Genomic DNA, 22,132 nt, shown 5'->3' on the forward strand with positions numbered 1-22,132 from the left:
GGAGGCGCTGAACGTGAGCGAGCCACGACGTTCCCTGCGGCATGCATTGCACCGCTACCGCTTTCTGCTGCTCGCGGCTGTCGTCGTCTGCATCCTGCCGATGACCATCCGCTCCGGAACGCTCGCAACGGAAGTGCTGGTCTTCGCGCTCGCGGCGCTGGGCTGCAATCTGTTGTTGGGGCATACCGGGCTGCTCTCGTTCGGGCAAGGCATCTTCTTCGGACTCGGCAGCTATAGCGCAGGTTTGATCCTGACGAAATCGGGACTTCAGGTTCCTGCTGCGCTGCTTGGCGCGATCGTGGTGGGCGCTGTGGCGGCGGCGATTGTTGGGTGGTTCTCCATTCGTCAGCGCGGCGCGTACTTCGTGATGCTCACGCTGGCGTTCGGGCAGATGTTCTACTTCCTCGCATATACGACGCCCGATCTCACCGGCGGTGACAACGGCCTGCTCGACATTCCGCGTCCCGCGCTGTCGGTCTTCGGGCATCCGCTCGTGTCCATTGCTTCGCCGTGGCAGTACTACGCGTTCGTCGCGGTGCTGTTCCTGATCGCGTTCTGGTTCATGCTGCGCGTGTCGCATTCGGTGTTCGGCCGCACGCTGCTCGCGATCCGCGACAACGAAGCGCGCGCCGCCGCCGTGGGCTATGACGTAAGGCGCTTCAAGCTCGCGGCGTTCGTCGTGTCGGGCGCGGTCACGGGCCTGGCCGGCGCACTGCACGCGCTGATGACCGGCATCGCGCCGCTCTCCAACATCGACTATCACACGAGCGAAATGATCCTCGTGATGACGGTGATCGGCGGTACGGGCAATCTCTTTTCTTCGGTGCTCGGTGCGGCCTTCTATGTGTTGTTCGCCGACTGGCTCGCCACGCTGTGGCCGCGCTGGCTGCTGTTGCTGGGCCTCGTGCTGATCGCCGTGAGCCTGTTCATGCAGCGCGGCCTCTGGGGCCTGGGCGAGCGCATCTGGCGCGCGGTGAAGCGTGAGGGAGGAGAGCCGGCATGAGCGTGTTACTGGAGGCGAAAGATCTGGGCAAGCGTTACGGCAAATTCGCGGCGCTCACCGATGTGAACCTGCGCATCGCGAAGAACACTGTGCATTCGGTGATCGGTCCGAACGGCGCAGGCAAGACCACGCTCTTTCATGTGCTCACCGGCACCGTGCCGAGCAGCGCGGGGCATATCGTGTTCGACGGCCATGACGTGACGCGCGAGCCGGATCATCGGCGCGTGAAGCGTGGTATCGCGCGTTCATTCCAGGTGACGAGCCTGTTCACGAATCTGCCGGTGCGCGAGAACCTGCGGCTCGCCGCGCAAGGCGTCGATTCGAAGCGCGCACTCAATGTCTGGACGCCGCCGCGCGGCGCGCTCGAACATCGCGACACGGTGGACGGCATTCTCGAACGCCTTGCGCTGCAACGGTTCGCGCAGACGCAGGCCGGTGTGCTGTCGCATGGCCAGCAGCGTCGTCTGGAAGTGGGCATGGCGCTGGCCGCGCGCCCTAAGGCGATCTTCCTGGACGAGCCGACGTCAGGCATGGGCATCGACGATCTCGACGACATGAAGCACCTGATCCGCAGCCTGCGCGACGACTACACCGTGGTGCTGATCGAGCACAACATGGATATCGTGATGGATATCTCGGACACCATCACGGTGATGCAGCAGGGCCGCGTGCTGGTGGAAGGCAAGCCCGCCGAGATTCGCGGCGACCCGCGCGTGCGCAGTGCTTATCTCGGCAACATGATCACTGGAGGCCGCGCATGATGCTCGAGGTCCAGAACCTTCATGGTTATTACGGCAAGAGCCATATTCTGCAAGGCGTGACGCTGAAGATTGCCGAGGGCGAGACGGTCACGCTGCTGGGCCGCAACGGCGCGGGCAAGTCGACGACGCTCAAGAGCATCGCGGGCGTCGTGACGCCGAAGCAAGGCAGCGTGAGCTTCAACGGCACGCCGCTGGAGAAACTGCCGCCACACAAGATCGCGGCGCGCGGGGTGTGCTTCGTGCCGGAGCATCGCGGCATCTTCAAGCTGCTGTCGGTGGAAGAGAACCTGAGGCTGGGCGCGCGCAAGGATTCGCCGTGGCAACTCGCCGATATCTATCGCATCTTCCCGCGCCTCAAGGAACGCAGGACGAACGGCGGCGGCCAGCTCTCGGGCGGCGAGCAACAGATGCTCGCCATCGGCCGGGCGCTGATGAATCATCCGCGTCTGTTGATGCTCGATGAACCGGTGGAAGGTCTTGCGCCCGTGATCGTCGAGGAGATCGTCGCGCAATTGAAGCTGATTCGACAGGCAGGCGTGACCATCCTGCTGGTCGAACAGAACCTCGAAGTCTGCACGCAGCTCGCGGATCGCCACACCATCATCGAGCAAGGGCGCATCGTCTACGAAGGCACGAATGCGGACTTCATCGCGGATGAATCCGTCAAGGACCGTTATCTCGGTGTCGGCGTCGTCTGAGCGCCGCATACATAGCACACAGCGAAGGAAACCTGGCATGCAAGCTCACGATCTGCCGGCGCACGCCGGCTTGCGCATCGATGGTGCGCGTCTCTGGAACAGCCTGATGGAACTTGCGCGGATCGGCGCGACGGAGAAGGGCGGCGTGTGCCGTCTGGCGCTCACGGACCTGGACCGTCAGGGCCGCGATCTGTTCGTGTTCTGGGCGAAGGACATGGGCTGCACGGTGCGTGTCGATGCGATCGGCAACATCTTCGCGCGCCGCGCGGGATTGCGTGACGATCTTCCGCCCGTGATGACCGGCAGTCATATCGATACGCAACCGACCGGCGGCAAGTTCGACGGCAACTATGGCGTGCTCGCGGGTCTCGAAGTATTGCGCACGCTGAACGATAACAACGTGCGCACGCAGGCGCCGCTCGAAGTCGCGGTATGGACCAACGAGGAAGGCTCGCGCTTCGTGCCGGTGATGATGGGCTCGGGCGTGTTCGCCGGCGCGTTCACGCTGGAACACGCGCTGGCACAGGCGGATCGTGAAGGCGTGACGGTGAAGGATGCGCTCGCGGCAATCGGTTACGCGGGCGAGCGCGTTGCGGCGCATGCGGTGGGCGCTTATTTCGAGGCGCATATCGAACAGGGTCCGGTGCTGGAAGCGAATGACAAGGTGATCGGCGTGGTGCAGGGCGCGCTCGGGCAGCGCTGGTATGACGTGACCATCGAGGGCATGGAAGCACACGCTGGTCCGACGCCGATGGAACTGCGCCGCGATGCGCTGCTCGTTGCGGCAGACCTGATTCGCGCGGTCAACGGTATCGCGCTCGAGCATGCGCCGCATGCACGCGGTACGGTCGGCTGGGTGGATGTGCATCCGAACTCGCGCAACGTGATTCCGGGGCGCGTGAAACTGACCGTCGATCTGCGCGCACCCGACGACGCCACGCTGCACGCGATGGACCGCGCGCTGCGCGATCTGTGCGCACAGGCGGGCTTGCCGGTGACGGTAGACGAAGTCGTCTACTTCGCGCCTCAGCCGTTCGAAGCGTCGCTGGTGACATCGGTGCGCGAAGGAGCGGGAGCGCTTGGTTTGAGTTCGATGGACGTGGTGAGCGGCGCGGGCCATGATGCCGTGTATCTCGCACGCCTCGCGCCTGCCGCGATGATCTTCGTGCCGTGCAAGGACGGCATCAGTCACAACGAAATCGAGGACGCGCGCGCCGATCATCTGGAAGCGGGCTGCAACGTGCTGCTTCAGGCGATGCTGCGCGCCGCCAATGCATCATCGGTTGAAGGAGCGAGCGCATGAAGATCCTCATCGCCCGGATGAATCACGAGACCAACACGTTCTCGCCGGTGCCGACGCCGCTCGAAGCCTTCGGCCGCGACGGTCCGTGCCATGACGCCGACGCTTATCGCGAGAACGCGGGCATGCGCACTGCGATGTCCGCGTTCATCGATGCTGCCGAGCGCGCGCAAGCGAAGATTGTCACGCCGATCTCGGCTTCGGCGAATCCGAGCGGCCGCGTGAGTGCGGCGGCTTACGATGCGATCTGCCAGTCCATCGTCGATGCCGCAGCAGGCTGCGACCTCGTGATGCTCGATCTGCATGGCGCGATGGTTGCGGAGAATTCGCCCGATGGCGAAGGCGATCTGCTCGAACGCGTCCGCCGGGCGCTGCCGCATGCGCCGATTGCGGTGTCGCTGGACCTGCATGCGAACGTCACGCAGAAGATGATCGATAACGCCGATGTCATCACGAGCTTCAAGACCTATCCGCACGTGGATATGTACGAGAGCGGTGAACTTGCGGCGCGGCTCGTGTTCGATCTGGTTCATGCAAGGACGAAGCCGGTCATCGCATGGGCGCAGCCGCCGCTGCTGACGCACACGCTCAGGAGTTCGACATCCGCAGGTGCGATGAAGCGCGCCGTCGATGCCGCGCGCGCCGCTGAAGGACGCGACGGCGTGCTGGCCGTCTCGGTGTTGTCGGGCTTTTCGCTGGCGGATATCGCGTCGCCGTGCATCAGCGTGGTGGTGGTGGCGGACGGCGATCGGTCCAAGGCTCAGGACGTGGCGGACCGCATCGCGCGGCAGATCTGGGACGAGCGCGAAGACTTCGTGTATCGCAGCGCGCCGCTTGCGGAATCCATCGCCGAAGGGGCGGCGCTTGCGCGCGATGCCACAAAGCCCATCCTGCTGCTCGATCACGGTGACAACTGCATGTCCGGCGGCACGTGCGACACGACCGACGCCTTCGAGGAAGCGTTGCAGCAGGGACTCGAAGGCATCGTCGTCGGGCCGCTGTGCGATCCGGACGCGGTGGCGAAATTGTTCGCAGCGGGCGAGGGCGCGACGGTCACGCTCGGCATCGGCAACAAGCTGGCGAGTGTCACTTCGCGCGGCAAGCCGCCCTTTGAGGTGACTGGCGTCGTGCGCGCATTGACGGACGGCGAGTATGTGATCAGCGGCCCGACTTACACGGGACAGCGCGCCTACATGGGACGCGCGGCCGTCATCGAAACGCCGGCAGCGCGCATCCTCCTGACCGAACGCACGCATGAGCCGTGGGATCTGGGCGTGTTCGAAAGCGTGGGCATCGATCCGCGTGGCGCCCGGTTCTTGATCCTCAAGTCGCGCATGTATTGCCGGCCGGTGTTCGTGCCCATTGCCGGCGGATTGGTCGAGTGCGACAGTCGCGGGCCGACGAGTTCGGACTATGCGCTGTTCCCGTTCGTCAATCTTAAGCGCCCGGTGTTTCCGCTGGATGCGGATGCGGAGTATTGACAGGCGGCACGCGGGCCACGTGAAAGCGTGCGCTCGCCCCTCAGGCAATCGCGTCCCGCACGCAGCGTGCAAAGGCCTGCGCTGAAGGCTGAACCGATGCCGGCAAGCGCAGACAGATGGCGAACAGCGGAAGCGCGGGCAAGCCAGCAAGCTGCGGCGTGAGCGTCTCCAGGTCTGGCGGCACCGTCGACGCGAGCCATGCGGTGATCGCGAGGCCAGCCCTGACCGTGGCAGCGGTCGCCTCGATGTTGCCGCTCTCGAAGACCGTGCGCCACGCGATGCCTTCGTCCGCGAGCGCGCCGAGCACCAGCGGCCGGAAGGCGCATCTTTCATCCACCATCGAGAGGGGCAGCGGTCGCTTCTGCCACGCGATGCTGTCTCGCCCCGTCACCCAGACGAGCGGCTCGATACGGATCACGTCGCCTCCGGCTTCGCCTGCGACGGATTGGATCAGCGCCACATCGACGCGTCCCGCATCCAGCGCCTCGCCGAGTTCGGACGAGGCCGCGCACGCCAGCGACACTTCCACATGCGGATGGGCTTCGGCGAAAGCCTTCAGCGCGGGTGCGAGAAGGGTAACGAGGTCGTAGGGCACGCCGACGCGCAGGCTGCCGCGCAAAGGCTGCGCGTTCATGTCGGCCCAGATCTCGTCGTTCAGCTTCAGTAGTTGACGCGCCTTGACGAGGAACGGTTCGCCCTGGCGCGACAACTCCAGCTTGCGCGTCTTGCGTACGAACAAGAGGCAGTCCAGTTGCTCTTCCAGACGCTTCACCTGCTGACTGACGGCGCCCTGCGTCATGTGCAGGACATGGGCGGCGACGGTCATGCTGCCGCTGTCAGCGACAGTCACGAACGTGCGGATCAGGTCGAGGTCGAGATTGCGGATCATCGATGCATTAGACGCGGTAATGGACGGCATCAATATTATTGCCTTTTATGATGCATAGGCAGTCGCTAGAGTGCAAATATCGATTACCCGATATGCCCTGATGACTGCCTCCATCCTTCCGCTTTGTCTCTTCGTCGCCGTGGCGACCGTCACGCCCGGCGGCGCCACCACGCTGGCCACCGCATCGGGCGCACGGTTTGGCTTTACGCGTTCATTGCCGCTGATGCTCGGCATTGCGTCCGGTCTTGCCTCGCTCGCCGCAGTGGCGGCGCTCGGCCTGGGCGGCATGCTGCTGGCCATGCCCACGTTGCAAACCGCCGTGAAGGCAATCGGCTCCGCCTATCTTCTGTGGCTCGCGTGGCGCATTGCATGCAGTGGACCGCTGAACGCACAAACCGGCCCCGCGCGGCCGGTCACCCTGCTCAACGGCGTGATGCTGCTCTGGCTCAATCCGAAGAGCTGGGCGATGACCGTCGGCGCGGCCGCATCCTTCGAGTTGCTCGCGAGCAGTCCCGGGCGCCTGGCGATGCTGCTCGCGGTGGCGTTCGGCGTGGCCGCGTGCGCTTCGCTTGCGCTGTGGTGCGCACTCGGCGCCGTGCTGGCGCGGGTGTTCCGCACGCCGCTTCAATGGCGCGTGCTCAATCTCGGGATGGGCGCGATGCTGGGCGCGTCCGTCGTCGCGGCGTGGATCTGATCGGACCTGCATGCAAGCTTCAGGCGCTCAACGGACTGCAATGCGCGAAGGTCCGCCCGTGCCACATCAGGCAAGGCGGGGCATCGCCTTGCTGTGCGAATGCAATATCCCGAATCACGCCGATGAATATTGAATGCGAAAAACCATCGTGCCGCCCGGCGATTTCGCAATCGAGCACGACGACGGCATCGTCGAGCATCGGCGACCCCGTTTTGCTCTCGCGCCACGGATGCGTATCGAAACGGGCTTCGCCGCGCACGTCGCGGAACCGGTCGACCACGTCGCGATGCTCCACCGAAAGCAGGTTCACGGCGAACTTTCCTTCCTGGATCAACACGTCATGCGTAGCGGCGCTCTTGTTGACGCAGACGACGATGGAAGGCGGCGTCGATGAAAGACTGCATACCGATGTCGCGACCAGACCAGCCGGCTTGCCGTCGCTCATCGTGGTGATGACCGTCACGCCGGCGGCGAACAGCGACATCGCTTTCTGAAACTCAATGACCGGATCGGTGACGTGCAATTCCTGCTCCTGCGAATGATTTGAGCGGAGGCGAGCCGCGTGCATGCGTTCGGCATCGCGCGATTCAGTCCTCGCGCCAGCCCGGATATTTCTCATCGAGCAGACGAAGCATCGAAGGCCACATCCGGTGACCGGCCGCTTCGGGATTGAAGCTGCTGGTGAACTGGCTCACGGTCTTTTCGATGAGCGCCTGTGACGGCATCACGAACGGCCGGCCCGACGCGAGCACGTCCATCTGTACCTGCGCGGACTGCTCCAGGTAGTACATCAGATAGAACGCGGCGGGAATGTTCGGACCTACGGCCAGCAAGCCGTGATTGCGCAGGATCAGTCCCACCTTGCCCGCGATATCGCGGCGCAGGCGTTCGCCTTCGTCGAGGTTGAAGGCGAGACCTTCGTATTCATGCGTGCCGATGCGGTCATGAAACTCGATTGCGAACTGGTTGATCGGCAGCAGGCCGTCTTCTAGGCACGACAGCGCGACGCCCGAGCGCGTATGCGTATGCACGACGCATCCGATATCCGGCCGCGCCGACAGCAGCGCGCTGTGAATCACGTAGCCCGCTGCATTGGCGGGATGATTCGACGGATCGTCGCTGAAGCCGGAGTAATCGACCTTGAGCAGGCCGCCCGGCGTCACTTCCTCGAAGCGCAGGCCATAGGGGTTGATGAGAAAGGCCTCTTCGCCCGGCACCTTGGCCGAGGCGTGCGTGAAGATGGTGTCGTCGAGTCCGTAGTGAGCGAGCAGACGATACAGCGCGCATAGATGCAGGCGGGTATCGGCTTCGGTTTCGATCGGGACGAGCAGCGGCGGGCGGTCTTTGATGAGCATTGCTCTGGTTCCTTGGTCGGGCAGATCAGGCAGGACGAGTCGCGGCGAACGACGGACGAAGCGCGAAACGCGCGAACCATGCGGTTGCGGCGGGGCGGCTGGTGCGCCAGTCCAGCGCTTCAAAACGGAAGTCGAGATAGCCCAGCGCGCACGCAACGGCAATCTGGCCGAGGTCGACGGGCACATTGAATGCATTCGACATGCATTCAATTTCATCGAGCGCGGCGGTCACTTTCAGTAGTTGCGTGGACGACCACTGATCCCACTGCAAGGCTTCAGGACGCGCGCCTTCGTAACGAATGAGCAAGGCCGCGTCGAGCAGGCCATCGCCGAGCGCTTCGGCGCGTCGCACGGTCCAGCGCGCCGCGCCTTCGGCGGGCAGCAGCACGGGCGCGTCGGGCGCTGCCTGCGCGCACAGGTACTCGGCGATCACGCGCGAATCGAACAACGTTAAACCGTCGTCGGTGACGAGCGTGGGTAGCTTGCACAAGGGGTTGAGCGTGCCGAGCACGTCGTTGCGCTTGACCGGACTGGCCGTGGCAGCGACTTTCTCGATGCGCGCATCGAGCCCGAGTTCGTGCGCGACGATCACCACCTTGCGCACGAACGGCGAGGTTGCGGCGTGCATCAGTTGCATGTGAAGAGTTCCTCGAGGCGAGACAGGTTCAGACGACGGTCAGTTGCGGCGCGTGCGCGCGGCTCACATAACCGTCGCGCAGCGGCGCGTAGACGGTCCATAGATCATGCAAGGCACGTAGAGGCGTATCTGCGCAATCGATGCGCAGATCGATTTCGGGCCAGGGCTCGGCATGTGCGCAAAGCAGACCGGCCGAGCGCAGCACGCGCACTTCTCCGCCGGCGGCAAGTCCGGCATCGGCGGCATCGAGCAGGCGCTCCGCAAAGGGCGCACGCGACGCTTCGAACGCCGCGACCATCGCAGCGGGAATGTCGTTCGACGCGAGCAGATTGCCGGCTGCGGCGCAGTTCAGCCCACGCGCCGACGCGACCGTCGGCAGTGCAGCGCCGCCGGTGAAGACAGCGGTTTCGCCGCGCGCATCGATCACGCTCAACTGGCGATAGTCCGGTTGCGGATCGATGCGTTGCAGCGCGTCGAGCACCTTCGCGGCGGGAATGCCCTGCGCAAGCAAATCCAGGCCGATGGTGCCCAGCGCCGGATTGGTCAGGTTCTGCGTAGCGACTGCGCCGACGCCCGCGCGAACCCATGCGCAACGGCTCGCCACGCAGATGCTCGACGAGGTGACGATCATCCCGAACGCGCCGGTTTCGGCGCAGCGGGCAACGAGAGAGAAGGTCATGACGATAGATGTTCAGTGAAGGGCAGCGTGCTCATTCGACACGGAAGATCTTCTCCAGCCCGATCAGCCGGCCGACCACGAGCACGAGCAGCGTGGAGAGCAGGATCAGCACCGCCGACATCGCCGCGACCGTGGGATCGTCGAAGTCGCGCATATACGCATAGGCAGCAACGGGCAGCGTCGTGCTGTGCTGTGCGGCGAGGAAGGTGGAGACGGAGAAGTTGTCGATGGCCTCGACGAACACGAAGGTGCCGCCCGCGATCAGTCCCGGTCTCAGTTGCGGCAGGACGACCAGGCGAAAGGCCTGCCAGTTCGACGCGCCGAGATTGCGCGCGGCCTCTTCGAGATCAGTGCGGATGCCGTGCAGGTTCGCAACGAGCGCGCGCACGGAGTAGGGCAGCGTGAAGCAGATCATCGCGATCACGAGTCCGGTGAATCCCGGGCCGATGCCCGTGTGATACAGCAGGATCAGGAACGCGATGCCGGTCACGACACCCGGAATGATGATGGGCGACATCAGCAGCGCGTTGATCGCCTCCACGCCCCGGAAACGGCCGCGTACGAGCGCCCATGCCGTCGGCACCGCGATGATGAGACTCACCGGCGTAACAATGGCGCCCATCAGGAGGCTGGTGCCGAACGCCGTGCGGAACGAGTCGCTGGAAAAAAATTGCTGAAACCACTTCAAGGAAAAACCGGAAGGCGACAACGAAAAATAACTGTCGTTGCTGAACGAGTAATACACGATGAATACCACCGGCGTCAGCATGAACAGCCCGACCAGGATGGCGAACAGACGCACGCCGGGGCCATAGGCGAGATAGTCTTCACGGGCGGTGCTCATTGGGTGGCGCTCCTGGCAACATGACCGCCGGCGAGTCGTTGCGACAACGAGAACAGCCACACGAACGCGAGCGAAACAACAAGGAAGAGTGTCGCCGTGGCGGCGGCAAACGGCAGATCGAACGCGACGAAAATCAGTTCGTAGATTTCATTCGACAGCAGGCGCACGTGACCACCGCCCAGCACGAGCGGAAACAGGAACGAACTCAGCGAGACGGCGAAGGTCAACGCACTCGCCGCGATCACGCCGGGCACGCTGAGCGGCAGCGTCACGCGGCAAAACGCGGACAGCCTGGATGCGCCCAGATTGATCGCGGATTCCTCCAGCACGCGCGGCACGTTCTTCAGCGGCCCGAGCAGCGTGAGCACGAAAAACGGAATCACGAAATGCAGCAGGGAAACGAAAACGCCGCCCTGGTTGTAGATCAGGTGCAGCGGTGAATCGATCACGCCGAGCTTGCGCAGCACCGAATTGATCAGCCCGCTGTTGCCCAGAATGATGACCCACGCATAGGCGCGCGTAACCGTTCCGGAAAGAAACGTGACGACCAGCGACACCATCAGGAACTGGCGCAAGCCGCTCGACGCGCAGCGCACCATCACATACGCCATCGGAAAGCCAACAAGTGCGGCGGCGACGGTGAGTTCGGCGGAGATGCCGAGCGTCGCGCCGAGAATGCGCCACTCGGAGGCGGAGCGCATGAAGCGGGCGTAGTTGTCGAGACTGATGGGTCCGACACTCGCCGCCTGTCCCGGCACGCGATGCAGCAGGCTGGTGTAGAGAAAGATCGCATAGGCGCTGAAGAACACGATCAGCACCACGGCGGCCGGCGCGAGATTCCAGCGCGACACGCGCGGCGTGAAATCGACGATGGGCGCGATGCCCGGAGCAATGATGGGCGGGTTCTTCATGCGCGCAGCACCATGCAGTCCGCGACGGCGATCGAGAGTTCGACCGGCGCGCCTTCGGGAAAGACCGGCTCGCCGGCATGACGCGGTGCATCGACGCTCAGGCGCAGTCCGTGCGATTCCACTTCGTATGTGACCTTGTCGCCGAGATTCATCGCAAGTGCAATGCGGCCGATGAGATGAGAACCGGACTGCACGCCGCTGCGTGCCGTGCCTGCTGCCGCAAGACGAATGGCGCCAGGGCGGATGGTCACGTCCACCGCGTCGCCCACGCGCCGCTCGGCGATTCCGCTCACGCTCAGGCGTCCGCCGTCTGGCAGGTTCAGCACGCCGCGCTGGCCTTCCATGGTGGCCAGCGTGCCGGTCACGGTATTCGACGTGCCAATGAACTGCGCCACGAAACGCGTGGCCGGGCGGTCGTAGATGTCGGCGGGCGCGCCGCACTGCTCGATGCGGCCCGCGTTCATCACGGCGATGCGGTCCGAGATCGCCATCGCTTCCTGCTGGTCATGCGTGACGCAGATCGTGGTGACGCCCACCGCGCGTTGCAGCTTGCGCAGTTCCACCTGCATCTGGTCGCGCAGGCTCTTGTCGAGCGCGCCGAAGGGTTCGTCGAGCAACAGAACCTTGGGCTGCGTGACGAGCGCACGCGCCAGTGCGGCGCGCTGCTGCTGGCCGCCGCTCAGCTGCGCGGGATAGCGTTCGGCCAGTGCGGAGAGCCGCACCATCTCGAGCGCTTCGAGCGCACGCCTGCGGGCCTCGTTGGCCGGCACGCGGCGCATCTTGAGGCCGAACATCACGTTGGTCAGCACGTCCATGTGCGGAAACAGCGCGTAGCTCTGGAACACCATGGCGGTGTCGCGGCGATGCGGCGCGACACCGAGCACGTCGCGCTGGCCGAGCGTCACACGGCCTTCGTCGGCGGTGACGAAGCCCGCGATCAGACGCAGCAGCGTGGACTTGCCGCAGCCGCTCGGGCCGAGGAGCGTGAGCAGCGCGCCGGCGGGGACGTCGAGCGAGACACTGTCGATCGCGGTGAAATCGCCGTAGCGCTTGCGCACGCCGATGACCGACAATGGCTCGCCGCGTGCGGGCGATGCGATATCCGGCGCCGTCACGGCGGCCGACAGTTGGGTGCTCATCGTGCGATTTCCTGATTGAAGCGGTCGGTCCATGCGCCGATGTTGGCGTTGACGTTCTTCTCGTCGATCACCATCTCGTCGCCCGGCTTGGGCAAGGCGTCCACCAGTGCGGCGGGTTGCGTCGACTTGCGGTTGATCGCGCTCATGTTCAGCTTTTCAGCGATCTGTCCGTTGATGTCGGCGCTCAGCAAAAAGTTGAGGTAGTCGGCGGCGAGCGCGCTGTTGGGCGTGCGCACCAGCACCGCGACATCGGAGTTCATCGGCGTGCCCTTCGGGCTGACGATCTTGACCGGCCGTCCCGCGTCCGCGACCCGCTTGGCCTGCGACGGCGGCGCGATCAGCACCGACACTTCACCCTGCGCCAGCGCCTGGCGCGCCTGCGCGTCCGAGTTGTAGAACATGGCGGCGTTCGGCTTGATCTTCTTCAGCATGTCGAAGCCGGCATCCGCCGAGCCGGGCTTGCCGCCCACGTTCGCGGCGATCATCAGCATGCGGCCCTGATAGAAGCCCATGGCGGGCACGGCGATCTTGCCGGCGAAGCGCGGGTCCCACAGTTCCTTCCACGACGTGATGGGCTTGTCCACCAGATCGTTGCGATACACGATCGACAGCGGATACGAATACAGCGCGACATAGTTGGGCGTCGCGAGGCCGGGCATCACGTCCTTCAGGTTCGGCATCTGCGCGGCAGGCAGCGGCGTGAACAACTGCTGGTCGGTTACGGCCCGTTCCGCCACTGACGACGTGGTGAGCCACACATCGACGCTCGGCGCGCTCTTCATTGCCTGAAGCTTGACGAGTCCTTCGCCCGACGACGACTGCGTGACGAGATTGACTTTCACGCCAGTCTTCTTCGTATAGGCCTCGCTCGCGGCTTGCAGCGCGGTCTGCCACGTGAGACCCCAGGACAGCACCGTGATGGACCGGGTTTCGTCGGCTTGCGCGGTGGTCGCGCCGAGCAGGGTCAGTACGGCCGCCGTCGCAAGCGCGACGCGGCGGGAAATTGCAAGCTTCAGGTTCATTGCATTACCCCGTAGTGGAAATCGTTGATAAAAAAATCGAGTTGTTTTGTTTCAGCGCAAGGCAGCCTTCGCCTTTTCCTTCAGCGCGCGCTTTCTGTCCTGTTCCAGATGCTTGCGTACGAGCTTCTCGGCACGCGCGCTGTCGTGGGCCCGCAGCGCGGCGACGATCTCGCCGTGCTGCGCGATGGCCGCCTCGCTTTCGCGCGGGCTGTAGCTCGCGAGCATCTTTTCGTTCAGGAAAAATTCCTGAAAACTTTCGACCATCCGCGCGAGCCGTTCCGAGCGCGCGGCGCGGGTGATCGTTTCGTGGAAACGTTGATTGATCTGCACGCGCGCGTCGATGTCATGCATCGACGCATGCGTCTCGTCGATCAGACCGTCGAGTACCTTCAGTTCCTCGTCCGTGATGCGCTCCGCCGCGAGCCGCGCCGCGCAGCCTTCGAGCGCTTCGCGGATAATGTAGATCTCGTCGAGTTCGCTCGACGTATCCACCACTTCCACGCCGCCATGCTTCAGCGGCCGCACGAGTTGGTCGCTCGTGAGACGCGAGATCGCCTCGCGTACCGGCGTGCGGCTGGCGTTGAGCGCCTGCGCCAGTTCGACTTCGATCAGCCGGCTGCGCGCGGGCAACTGGCCTTCGATGATCGCGCGGCGCAGCTTGCGGTAAAGCTGGTCCGCGACCCGTTCGGGCGCGGCATCGCTCGGCGGCAGCAACAGCGCGGCATCAGCGGCTTGCGTGTCGATCGTGTTGGTCATGAAAGTGTCTCCGGAAGCGGCTTCGGACAAGGCCGCTGCTTTCTTGTCAGACGCCGATCAGCGCGCGGGCACGCGCCACCGAGGCCTGCTTGTCGAACGAATTGAAGAGCGCCATGGCCTGCACGGGCGGGGGGCTTTCGGCGAACATCTGATAGGCCTGCATGCGGCCGCCGAAGGAGGTCGCGGTGAGTTCGGCCGCGAGGTTCAGCGTGCGCAGACGTTCCGCGCCGCTCGCTTCGCCGATGCGGTAGTACTTCTCGAGATCGCGGCGCAGGTCCAGGTTGTTATAGGTGGCTTCGTCCGGCGCCATCACGGCCGCACCGCCCGCGAGGTCGCGCAGGATCTGCGTCATCGTGTAGTAGTTCGACGACGCGAACACGCGGCCCGCATTCTGGATCGACTGGTTCGGCATGATCATCCCGGTGCGGCTGGTTTCATACGCGGCTTCGGACGCGAGGATGAAGGAGCGAATGCCTTCGCGGAATCCCATCAGCGTGGCGATCTTTTCGCGGATCGCGGGCACGTTGATGAGGCGCGTTTGTTCGGCGAGCAGCAGCGCGGTGCCGACCAGCAGGTCCGCTTTCGCATACGAGCGGTTCAGGAAACCTTGCGCGGCCCACTTCGGCAGGTCCTGACGAATCAGGTTGGCGAGTTCGGGCTGGCGCGAGAAGATCACGTTGTCCCACGGCACGAACACGTTGTCGAACACCATCAACGTGTCCAGTTCGTCGAAGCGCGCGGACAGAGGATGATCGAAGGCGGATTGCTTTTCTTCCAGCGGCGCGCGGCAGATATGACGCACGTTCGGCGCATTGAGCGGCACGATGCAGGCCACCGCGTAGTCGCGATTCTCCGGAATCCAGTTGCCGACGGTCGGCTTGCAGAATGCGACGTGCGCATAGCACGCGCCCGTTTCATACTTGGCGCCGCGAATCACGATGCCGTCGTCGCGTTCCTCGACCACGCGCAGATACATGTCGAGGTCGTCCTGCTGATACGGCTGTTTGCTGCGGTCGCCCTTCGGGTCGGTATTGCCGCTCGTCATGAAGAGGTTTTCGCGCTGCAGCTTCGAGAGCCAGCGTTCCACATTTTGTGCATAGCGCGTGTCGAAGCGGTCGAGCAGGTCCTTGCGGTCCTTCATCACGAACAGCGGCGTGACGGTTTCGTCGCCGAATCGGTCGATCACCGGACTCACTTCATTCAGCACCGCGGCGGTCATCTCGCGGCGGTTGCGCAGGTCGTCGAGCGTATCGGGCAGCTTGTACACGCGGCTCGCCATTTCGCCGTCTTCCGTGCGATAGCCGAAGACGTCGGCATAGCGCGGGTCATGCTGCAGGTCGTACATGCGCGCCATTGCATCGACCATCGGCTTGCTTGCCGGATGCGCGGTCACGTCGGTCACGCGTTCGCCCGAGATATAGACTTCGCGTCCATCGCGGAGCGAAGCGCGATATTGATCCCCCGTCATCAGTGCCATGGGTCAAATCTTCCTGGTGTTATTGAGTTGCAGGATGAGGCCGCAAAAGAGCGCGCCACGTTCGGCGAGACTGGCGAGCGAAATGGATTCATCGCGCGCGCAGATGTTCTCGCAGACGGGGCCGAGCGCATCGAGCGTCGGGATGCCGAGTGCGGCCGAAAAATTGCCGTCCGAGCCACCGCCTGTGGGCGGCACTTCGAACAGCGGAATGTCGAGATGCGCGGCCAGGTCGAGCGCGATGTCGCGCAGCGGGCCGTTGTGTGCATCGGTGAAGGCAGGGCGCGTCAGGCCGCCGCGAAGATCGAGCGCGACGCCCTCATTGCGTCGTTCCGCGCCGATGCGGCGAATCTCGGCGATCATCGCGTCGGCTTGCGCTTGCGTGCGTGCCCTCAGATCGATATCCATCCGCGCTTCGGGCGGCACCACCTGACGCGCCGCGCCGCCATGGAACATGCCGACGTTGACCACCGCGCCGTGTTCCGGATCGCTCAGCGCTTCGAGCGGCTCGACCTTGACGGCGAGTTCGCGGATCGCGCTCGCGCCCTTCGCATAGTTCACCGCGCAATGCGCGCTGCGTCCGTGAGCGCAGAGCTGAAACGCGCCGAGCGCGCCGCGTGCGGTGACGATGCCGCCGCCGGGGCGTCCCGGTTCGAGTACGAGCACGAAGTCCGCTTCTTGCGCCGCTGCTTCGATAGCGGGGCGGCTATGCACGCTGCCGAGTTCTTCGTCGGGTACGAGGAAGAAGGTGATTGAGGCGAGTTCGTCGAAGCCGTTTGCGAACAGATAGCGCAGCGACGAAAGCGCCATCACGAGTCCGCCCTTCATGTCGCCGACGCCCGGGCCGGTGGCGCGATCGCCTTCGATGCTGAAGGGCCATTCGGCGACGGTGCCTTCGGGCCATACGGTATCGGCGTGACCGAGGATCAGCAGGCGGCCCGTGCCGGACAGCGTGCGCGTGGCGACGAGCTGGTCAGCGCATGCGGGCATCGGCCGGCGGTCGATCGTGAAGCCAAGCGTGCGCAACTCGGCTTCCATGATGTCGACGACCCGGTTCACACCCTCGACGCAATACGACCCGCTGTCGATGTTCACGAGGCGTTCGAGCGTGTGCGTCATCTCGGGCAATTGCTGCGCGAGTGTGGTCCTGCACTCGCGGACGTCGAAGTTCATCGAAGCTCCATTGAGGGGCGATGGAACACCCCTGCATCGTTGTTTTCTGCATGCAGAACTGCACGCGACGACGAACGATATGAAGTCGATTTTTTGGCGTCAACCGGAAAACAATGGCCCTGTGTCGGTGCATGCGGCGTACTGCAAAGCCATGCACCATAAGGGATTGCGGGCGATCGTTTGCGCTGGCGGATTTGCCCGCATGCGATGCATGACTCACCCGCGATGCACTAGGCGAGGGCCATGAGGAACCAGTTCGGGGCTTCCGGTTTTTTTAATGCTGCATGCAGAAAACAACAGTTGCTGCATGCAGGAAGCACAAGAAAGCGCATGCTTCGGGCGGGCTCTCTCGTGCTGTTCGAATCGGAAATCGATTGGTGGAGCATCCTTGCGATGCTCCGCGATGCCAGCGTTACTTCGCCGCGCCGACCAGTGTGAAGGCGTCGAAAGCCGGGTCGACGGGCGTGTGTGCCAGATGCTGAAGCGCTTCTTCCACGAGCGGTTCGCATGCGCTGTAGTCGGAATTCATGCTGTCGCTGTGTGCCTGGGGAAAGTTGACCGAAAGGACTTTGCCACCCCAGCGGTCGGCGGTCGCGGTCATGCTGCACTTGCCCGCACCGCCGATCTTCAGGTCGAGCAGGATCACATTCAGGTCGAATGCAGCATCCGAGTTGGAAAAATTCCACTGCATGACCATGCGGTCATTCGGGGAATTCGCGTCCACGAGTTTCATGGTCTTGTCGGGAATGCCGACCGCGGCCACCAGGTCGAGCACGTTCGAGCCGACCAGCGCGCCCGAGTCCTTGCGGGCTTCGTGGGTCCGGTAAGCCGCACAGCCGGAGAACAGGGTGACGAACATCAGGAGGAGGGAGGTGTAGCGTCGCACGAAGGCTCCTTGGCGAGTGGAAGGAAGATGAATCGCAAGGCGTGCCAGCAAGAACGTGGCCCGACTCGGCACCGCCCGGGTGCACGACCGTGAAGGCTTTCAGCGTGGTTTCCGATCCCTTGCGCTTCGACGAATAACGCGCATTACGTTTGCATTCAAAATGCCGGATGGCATTTTGTGTTCTGCATGCGATATCAGTGAGGCACAGCCGGGCTTCTTCCAGGTGCGAACGCTTGAGGTGAACCAATCTGATAAAGTCGGTCACCTTCGGCGCCCTGGCGGCCCCCACCTTCCATCAAACAGCATGCGCATCGTTTCTATCGGCGACGGCGACCGGTCGCTGCCCACTTTGGTGTGCCTGCCCGGCGCCATGTGCAGTCCAGCCGTGTTCGCGGAGGCCGCGCGCTTGTCCGGGCTGCGCGCGCTGGCGCTCGCGTGGCTCGAGGATGACGGCCCGTTCTCGCTGCAGGCCATCGCCGGGCGTGTTTTGCAGAGCGTCGCCAATGAGCCGCGCATCGTGCTCGTCGGCCACTCGCTCGGCACGCCGCTCGCGGTGCTCGCCGCAGTTCAGGACATGCAACGCGACGACCCGTGCGTGTGCGGGCTGGTGCTGTCGAACAGCGGTGCCAATACGCGCGGTCATGGCGATGCGGACGCCATCGTAAGGCGCATCGAAGCCGACTGGGGCGTTGAGTTCTGGGAGGCTTTTCTGGCGCGTTGCTTCATGCATCTTCCCGAAGAGCCCCTGTTGCATGAGGTACGCAGCTATCCGTCGCGCGTGCGCAAGGAAGCGGTCGTCGCCGCCATCCGCAGTCAGATGGAGACGGATCTCACGCCCTTGCTCGGCCGGTTCGGCAGCTTGCCGGCGGCAATCGTGCATGGGAGATCCGACGTCGCGCGCACGCTGGCGCATGCACAGCAACTGGCGGCGGGGATGCCGCACGCCACGCTGCATGTACTCGATACGGGCCACACGTCCTGTGCGGAAGATCCAGCCGCGTTCGCGGCAATCATGCGCGGGATCGCGGAGCGCGCCGAGAGCACTAAGACATGACAGCCGCCGCGCGCGCCGCCGACATATCCGCCACCGCACTGAACGCCTGCTTGCGCTTCAGGCTGCCGACGCCGATATCCATCTCCTGCAGATAACCGATTTCGCGCTCGCTCAACGTGAGGTCGCGCGAGTACGGCCGCTGCGTTTGATTGAACCTCCAGATGGCCTCGGCCGATGCAGCATCGAAATGCTTCTGTGCCCGTTTGCGGGCATCGAGAAAGGCATCGTGCGAGGCGGGTGACATCAGATAGTCATAGAGCGCGCCATATGCGGCCATGACGGCCACCAGTCCTTCATGCTTCGCGCCGAGCGCCGCATCCGCTGCATAGGCGGTCTGGAACACGCAGTTCGGCAATGCCTGCCACAAGTTGCCTTCGCTGATGACCTGCGGCCCTGCGTCGTCGTTCCGATGCGAGATGCTGGCGAGGCAGGCATCGGCGGCGCCGTTCGCGACGGCATCGAAACAGTGGTCGTTGCTGCCGTGATCGGCGAACGCGATGCGCGAAGCGTCGAGGCCTTTCTCCTTCAATAGCTGAAGCATCAGGGTATGCAGCAAGCCATGCTTTGGCCCGACCGCGACGGTTTTTCCCGCCAACCCTTCAAGCGTGCGCGCGCCGCCCGGCCTTGCGTACATCGTCAGCGCACACTTCTTCATCCCCGCGCCGACGATCTTCACCGGCGCGCCCTGTTCAATGCGCGTGAGCACGAGGTTGTAGCCCGACACCATGCAGACGTCGGCCGTGCCGCGCGCGATGGCGTCGAACGGACCGGTGGGACCGGGTATCTGGATGATCCGCGCATCGACGTCATGGGTCTTGAAGTAACCGAGTTCATCCATCAGCGCGTTGAGCGTCGCGTTCTCCAGGCCCGGATTGCTGACAATGCGGATTTCACTGTTAGCGGCGCGTGCGACATAAGGCGCGCCAAACGGACCCGCAGCGAGACTCACGCCGAGGGCGCCCGCCTTGCGCAGGAAGCCGCGACGGTTCAAATCACAGGTCATCATCGTGTCTCCGGATGCCGGTCGTTATAAATCGAGGAGCGCTGGCACGAGCGCGCATTGTGCCGAACCGTCGTGGCCGGGTCGATTGAGTAAAATGGTCGGCGACTTAACGAAATACTCATACCGGGAGAGGAGGCAACGTGTCGGCGGAACTCGACTGGTACCTGCAGATCAACCTCAAGGCGCGGCACTTGCGCTTGCTGGTGACCATCGACACGTATCGCAATCTGAGCCAGGTGGCGGAGGTCTCGCACGTCACCGTGGCTGCGGTCTCGAAGTCGCTGACGGAGCTGGAGCGCGGCCTCGGCCTCACGCTCTTCACGCGCACGACCCGAGGGCTGGTGCCGACGCCCTATGGCGAATGCCTGACGCGCCACGCGCGAGCCATGCTGCATGTCCTGCACCAGACCATCGACGAACTGAAGGCCCTCAGCGCCGGCACGGAAGGCAAGATCGAGATCGGCGTGCTGCCTGTCTCGGCCTCCGGTCTGCTGACCCACGCGTTGAATCTGCTCAAGCAGCGTTCTCCGGGCACCAACGTGAAGATCGTCGAAGGCTCCGCAGAGTCGCTGTTGCCGGAGTTGTGGCAAGGCCATCTGGACCTCGTCGTCGGCCGCCTGCCGCCGCCGGATGCACTCGGCAGCTTCGAAGAGAAGGAACTGCTGGAGGAGCCCGTCGTGCTCGTCACGGGCCGGCAGCATCCGCTGGCACGCAGGAAGAGCATGCAGTGGGCGGACTTGCTGCCCTATCCGTGGATCCTGCCGCCCACCGGCTCCATTCTTCGTGATCCGCTGGAGCGCGCGCTGGAAGTACACGGCGTGCCGCTGACGAACAACTACATCGAAACCTTGTCCCTGCACGTGATCCGCGCGCACTTGCAGGTGTCCGACTGCATCGCCGTCATGGCGGACACGTCCGCGCGCGAGGCCACGCTTCCCCAGCCGCTCCATACGCTGCCGCTCACGCTGCCTCGCCTGCTGCGGCCCGCCGGCGTGCTCTGGAACCGCGTTCGCACGCTGACGCCGAGCGCGCAGCTAATGATCTCCTGCCTCGAAGAAACCGCGCAGCGCCTGTCCCAGGAAGGCCAGAAGCGCGGCTGACGTCCTCCCGTCGCCCCCTTAACCATTTCCTCAACCGGCCCGCAGTTTTTCTCAAACCGGGCCATTCGAGGCGCTGGCACAATTCATTCACGCTCAACGACACGGGCGACGACGCGAACTGCCACCGGGAAGCACGGTTTCCCGGCTCTTCCACGGACAGTTCCGCGCATCTACACGGAGACGAGAACGATGATGAATCTGAGGACCGCGATCTGCGCCTGCGCAACGCTGTTCGGTTTCACCGCACATGCATACGCGGCCCCGGCGGCCCCGGCGTCCACGCAATCGGTAGCGGACTTCTATCGCGGCAAGGCGTTGACGCTTCTGGTCAGCGCGGACGCAGGCACGGTGACGGACATCGTCGCGCGCCAGTTCTCACGCTTCTTCGTCAAGTATGTTCCGGGTCATCCCAAAGCCATCGTGATGAACGTGGTGGGCGCGGGCGGCATGGTGGCAGCGGCATCGTTGCAATCGCGGCAGCCGAGCGACGGCACCGTGATCGGCTTCCTGCAGCGAAACAACCTGTACATTCCGCTGCTCGATGAGCGGCAGAACCGCTTCGATCCGCGCAAGGTGCGATGGCTCGGCAGCCTCAACAAAGTGGAATACTGCCTCGTCTCGATGACCCGTTCCGGCGTCACCACAGCGGACGACCTGAGCAAGAAGAAGATGTATATCGGCGCGACCGGCTTCGCCAACGAAGACCGCACGCTGCCCGCGCTGCTGAACGAATACATGGGCGCGAAGATGAGCATCGTGCCGGGCTATACGGGCCGCGGCGAAGTATATCTGGCGATGCAGCGCGGTGAAGTCGACGGCTGGGCCTCCACCATCGACGGGCTGCAACAGGGCGAACCGGTGCGGTTGCTCAAGGACGGCAAGATGAAGGTGCTGCTGCATCTGGGCTGGCAGAGCCCGGCAGGCTACACCGACGTGCCCAACCTCTCTTCGTACATCACGCAGCCGGACGTGAAGGCGCTGTTCAACCTGTTCATCCTGCCGTTCCAGGCGGGCCGTCCCATCGCCGTGCCGAAGGACGTGCCCCAGGACCGGCTCGATGCACTGCGCGACGCATTCGCGAAGACCATCGCGGATCCGGATTTCATCGACGCCATGAAGCAGTCGGGCTATCCAATCGATCCCATCAGCGGCGATGCGGTGGAACAGATCATCGCGAAGCTGTATGCCACGCCCCAACGTCAGCTCGACGATGCACGCAAGCTCATCTTCAGCGCGCATTGAGCGGTCGCAGCACAAAAGAACCTGAGAGAAC

At 64.1% G+C, this 22,132-nt stretch carries 23 protein-coding genes; 9 read left to right on the forward strand and 14 right to left on the reverse strand.

The features are described 5' to 3' along the window. The first annotated feature begins 13 nt into the window (after positions 1-13). The 5 genes from QCE88_RS19530 to QCE88_RS19550 are packed head-to-tail and all read left to right on the forward strand — an operon-like array spanning position 14 to position 5,243. Entirely contained in the window at positions 14-1,003 is a 990-nt protein-coding gene (locus tag QCE88_RS19530; RefSeq protein ID WP_409018192.1) for a branched-chain amino acid ABC transporter permease, read from the forward strand. Then, entirely contained in the window at positions 1,000-1,764 is a 765-nt protein-coding gene (locus tag QCE88_RS19535; protein ID WP_309905130.1) for an ABC transporter ATP-binding protein, read from the forward strand. The genes QCE88_RS19530 and QCE88_RS19535 overlap by 4 nt, the downstream gene beginning before the upstream one ends. After that, entirely contained in the window at positions 1,761-2,462 is a 702-nt protein-coding gene (locus tag QCE88_RS19540) for an ABC transporter ATP-binding protein (RefSeq protein WP_309905132.1), read from the forward strand. Before QCE88_RS19535 ends, QCE88_RS19540 begins: the two co-directional genes overlap by 4 nt. Before the next feature lie 37 nt (positions 2,463-2,499). Further along, entirely contained in the window at positions 2,500-3,765 is a 1,266-nt protein-coding gene (locus QCE88_RS19545) for a Zn-dependent hydrolase (RefSeq protein WP_309905134.1), read from the forward strand. Next, a complete protein-coding gene (locus QCE88_RS19550) occupies positions 3,762-5,243 on the forward strand; it encodes a M81 family metallopeptidase (RefSeq protein ID WP_309905136.1) in 1,482 nt (493 codons plus the stop codon). Before QCE88_RS19545 ends, QCE88_RS19550 begins: the two co-directional genes overlap by 4 nt. Before the next feature lie 40 nt (positions 5,244-5,283). Here QCE88_RS19550 and QCE88_RS19555 read toward each other — a convergent pair whose 3' ends face one another. Continuing rightward, the gene (locus QCE88_RS19555; protein WP_309906528.1) at positions 5,284-6,132 is read right to left on the reverse strand and encodes a LysR substrate-binding domain-containing protein; all 849 of its coding nucleotides are present in this window, start codon (positions 6,130-6,132) and stop codon (positions 5,284-5,286) included. 100 nt (positions 6,133-6,232) lie between these two features. Here QCE88_RS19555 and QCE88_RS19560 point away from each other — a divergent pair, with 100 nt between their 5' ends. Next, positions 6,233-6,826: a LysE family transporter gene (locus QCE88_RS19560; RefSeq protein WP_309905137.1), complete on the forward strand. Its 594-nt coding sequence runs from the start codon at positions 6,233-6,235 to the stop codon at positions 6,824-6,826. A 19-nt stretch (positions 6,827-6,845) separates the two neighbouring features. Here the strand turns inward: QCE88_RS19560 and QCE88_RS19565 are convergent, their stop codons facing one another. The 12 genes from QCE88_RS19565 to QCE88_RS19620 form a co-directional block, all read right to left on the reverse strand. After that, positions 6,846-7,349, reverse strand: coding sequence for a flavin reductase family protein (locus QCE88_RS19565; RefSeq protein ID WP_309905139.1), 504 nt, complete (start codon positions 7,347-7,349; stop codon positions 6,846-6,848). Positions 7,350-7,413: 64 nt separating this feature from the next. After that, positions 7,414-8,181: a class II aldolase/adducin family protein gene (locus QCE88_RS19570; protein WP_309905141.1), complete on the reverse strand. Its 768-nt coding sequence runs from the start codon at positions 8,179-8,181 to the stop codon at positions 7,414-7,416. A gap of 25 nt (positions 8,182-8,206) precedes the next feature. Further along, a complete protein-coding gene (locus tag QCE88_RS19575) occupies positions 8,207-8,818 on the reverse strand; it encodes a glutathione S-transferase N-terminal domain-containing protein (protein ID WP_309905143.1) in 612 nt (203 codons plus the stop codon). A gap of 28 nt (positions 8,819-8,846) precedes the next feature. Continuing rightward, on the reverse strand, positions 8,847-9,497 hold the full coding sequence (locus QCE88_RS19580) for a DUF1028 domain-containing protein (RefSeq protein ID WP_309905145.1): 651 nt from the start codon (positions 9,495-9,497) through the stop codon (positions 8,847-8,849). Between the two features lie 31 nt (positions 9,498-9,528). Next, the gene (locus tag QCE88_RS19585; protein ID WP_309905147.1) at positions 9,529-10,341 is read right to left on the reverse strand and encodes an ABC transporter permease; all 813 of its coding nucleotides are present in this window, start codon (positions 10,339-10,341) and stop codon (positions 9,529-9,531) included. Continuing rightward, the gene (locus QCE88_RS19590; protein WP_309905149.1) at positions 10,338-11,252 is read right to left on the reverse strand and encodes an ABC transporter permease; all 915 of its coding nucleotides are present in this window, start codon (positions 11,250-11,252) and stop codon (positions 10,338-10,340) included. The genes QCE88_RS19585 and QCE88_RS19590 overlap by 4 nt, the downstream gene beginning before the upstream one ends. Beyond that, complete coding sequence (locus QCE88_RS19595; RefSeq protein WP_309905152.1) at positions 11,249-12,391, reverse strand: ABC transporter ATP-binding protein; 1,143 nt, start codon at positions 12,389-12,391, stop codon at positions 11,249-11,251. The genes QCE88_RS19590 and QCE88_RS19595 overlap by 4 nt, the downstream gene beginning before the upstream one ends. After that, complete coding sequence (locus QCE88_RS19600; RefSeq protein WP_309905154.1) at positions 12,388-13,413, reverse strand: extracellular solute-binding protein; 1,026 nt, start codon at positions 13,411-13,413, stop codon at positions 12,388-12,390. The genes QCE88_RS19595 and QCE88_RS19600 overlap by 4 nt, the downstream gene beginning before the upstream one ends. Positions 13,414-13,464: 51 nt before the next feature. Continuing rightward, a complete protein-coding gene (locus QCE88_RS19605) occupies positions 13,465-14,169 on the reverse strand; it encodes a GntR family transcriptional regulator (protein ID WP_309905157.1) in 705 nt (234 codons plus the stop codon). Positions 14,170-14,215: 46 nt separating this feature from the next. After that, on the reverse strand, positions 14,216-15,646 hold the full coding sequence (locus QCE88_RS19610) for a 4-hydroxyphenylacetate 3-hydroxylase N-terminal domain-containing protein (protein ID WP_309905158.1): 1,431 nt from the start codon (positions 15,644-15,646) through the stop codon (positions 14,216-14,218). Positions 15,647-15,649: 3 nt separating this feature from the next. After that, positions 15,650-16,816, reverse strand: coding sequence for a M20 family metallopeptidase (locus tag QCE88_RS19615; protein ID WP_309905160.1), 1,167 nt, complete (start codon positions 16,814-16,816; stop codon positions 15,650-15,652). 412 nt (positions 16,817-17,228) lie between these two features. Continuing rightward, the gene (locus QCE88_RS19620; protein WP_309905162.1) at positions 17,229-17,702 is read right to left on the reverse strand and encodes a hypothetical protein; all 474 of its coding nucleotides are present in this window, start codon (positions 17,700-17,702) and stop codon (positions 17,229-17,231) included. A 55-nt stretch (positions 17,703-17,757) separates the two neighbouring features. On the opposite strand from QCE88_RS19620, the gene QCE88_RS19625 reads away from it, so the two are divergent. After that, on the forward strand, positions 17,758-18,756 hold the full coding sequence (locus tag QCE88_RS19625) for an alpha/beta hydrolase (protein ID WP_309905164.1): 999 nt from the start codon (positions 17,758-17,760) through the stop codon (positions 18,754-18,756). Here the strand turns inward: QCE88_RS19625 and QCE88_RS19630 are convergent. Further along, on the reverse strand, positions 18,746-19,762 hold the full coding sequence (locus QCE88_RS19630; RefSeq protein ID WP_309905166.1) for an ABC transporter substrate-binding protein: 1,017 nt from the start codon (positions 19,760-19,762) through the stop codon (positions 18,746-18,748). The genes QCE88_RS19625 and QCE88_RS19630 overlap by 11 nt on opposite strands. A gap of 137 nt (positions 19,763-19,899) precedes the next feature. On the opposite strand from QCE88_RS19630, the gene QCE88_RS19635 reads away from it, so the two are divergent. Beyond that, complete coding sequence (locus tag QCE88_RS19635; RefSeq protein WP_309905168.1) at positions 19,900-20,859, forward strand: LysR substrate-binding domain-containing protein; 960 nt, start codon at positions 19,900-19,902, stop codon at positions 20,857-20,859. Between the two features lie 189 nt (positions 20,860-21,048). Then, on the forward strand, positions 21,049-22,101 hold the full coding sequence (locus QCE88_RS19640; protein ID WP_309905170.1) for a hypothetical protein: 1,053 nt from the start codon (positions 21,049-21,051) through the stop codon (positions 22,099-22,101). Positions 22,102-22,132 lie beyond the last annotated feature (31 nt).

This window comes from Caballeronia sp. LZ035, assembly GCF_031451175.1.
Taxonomy (GTDB): Bacteria; Pseudomonadota; Gammaproteobacteria; order Burkholderiales; family Burkholderiaceae; genus Caballeronia.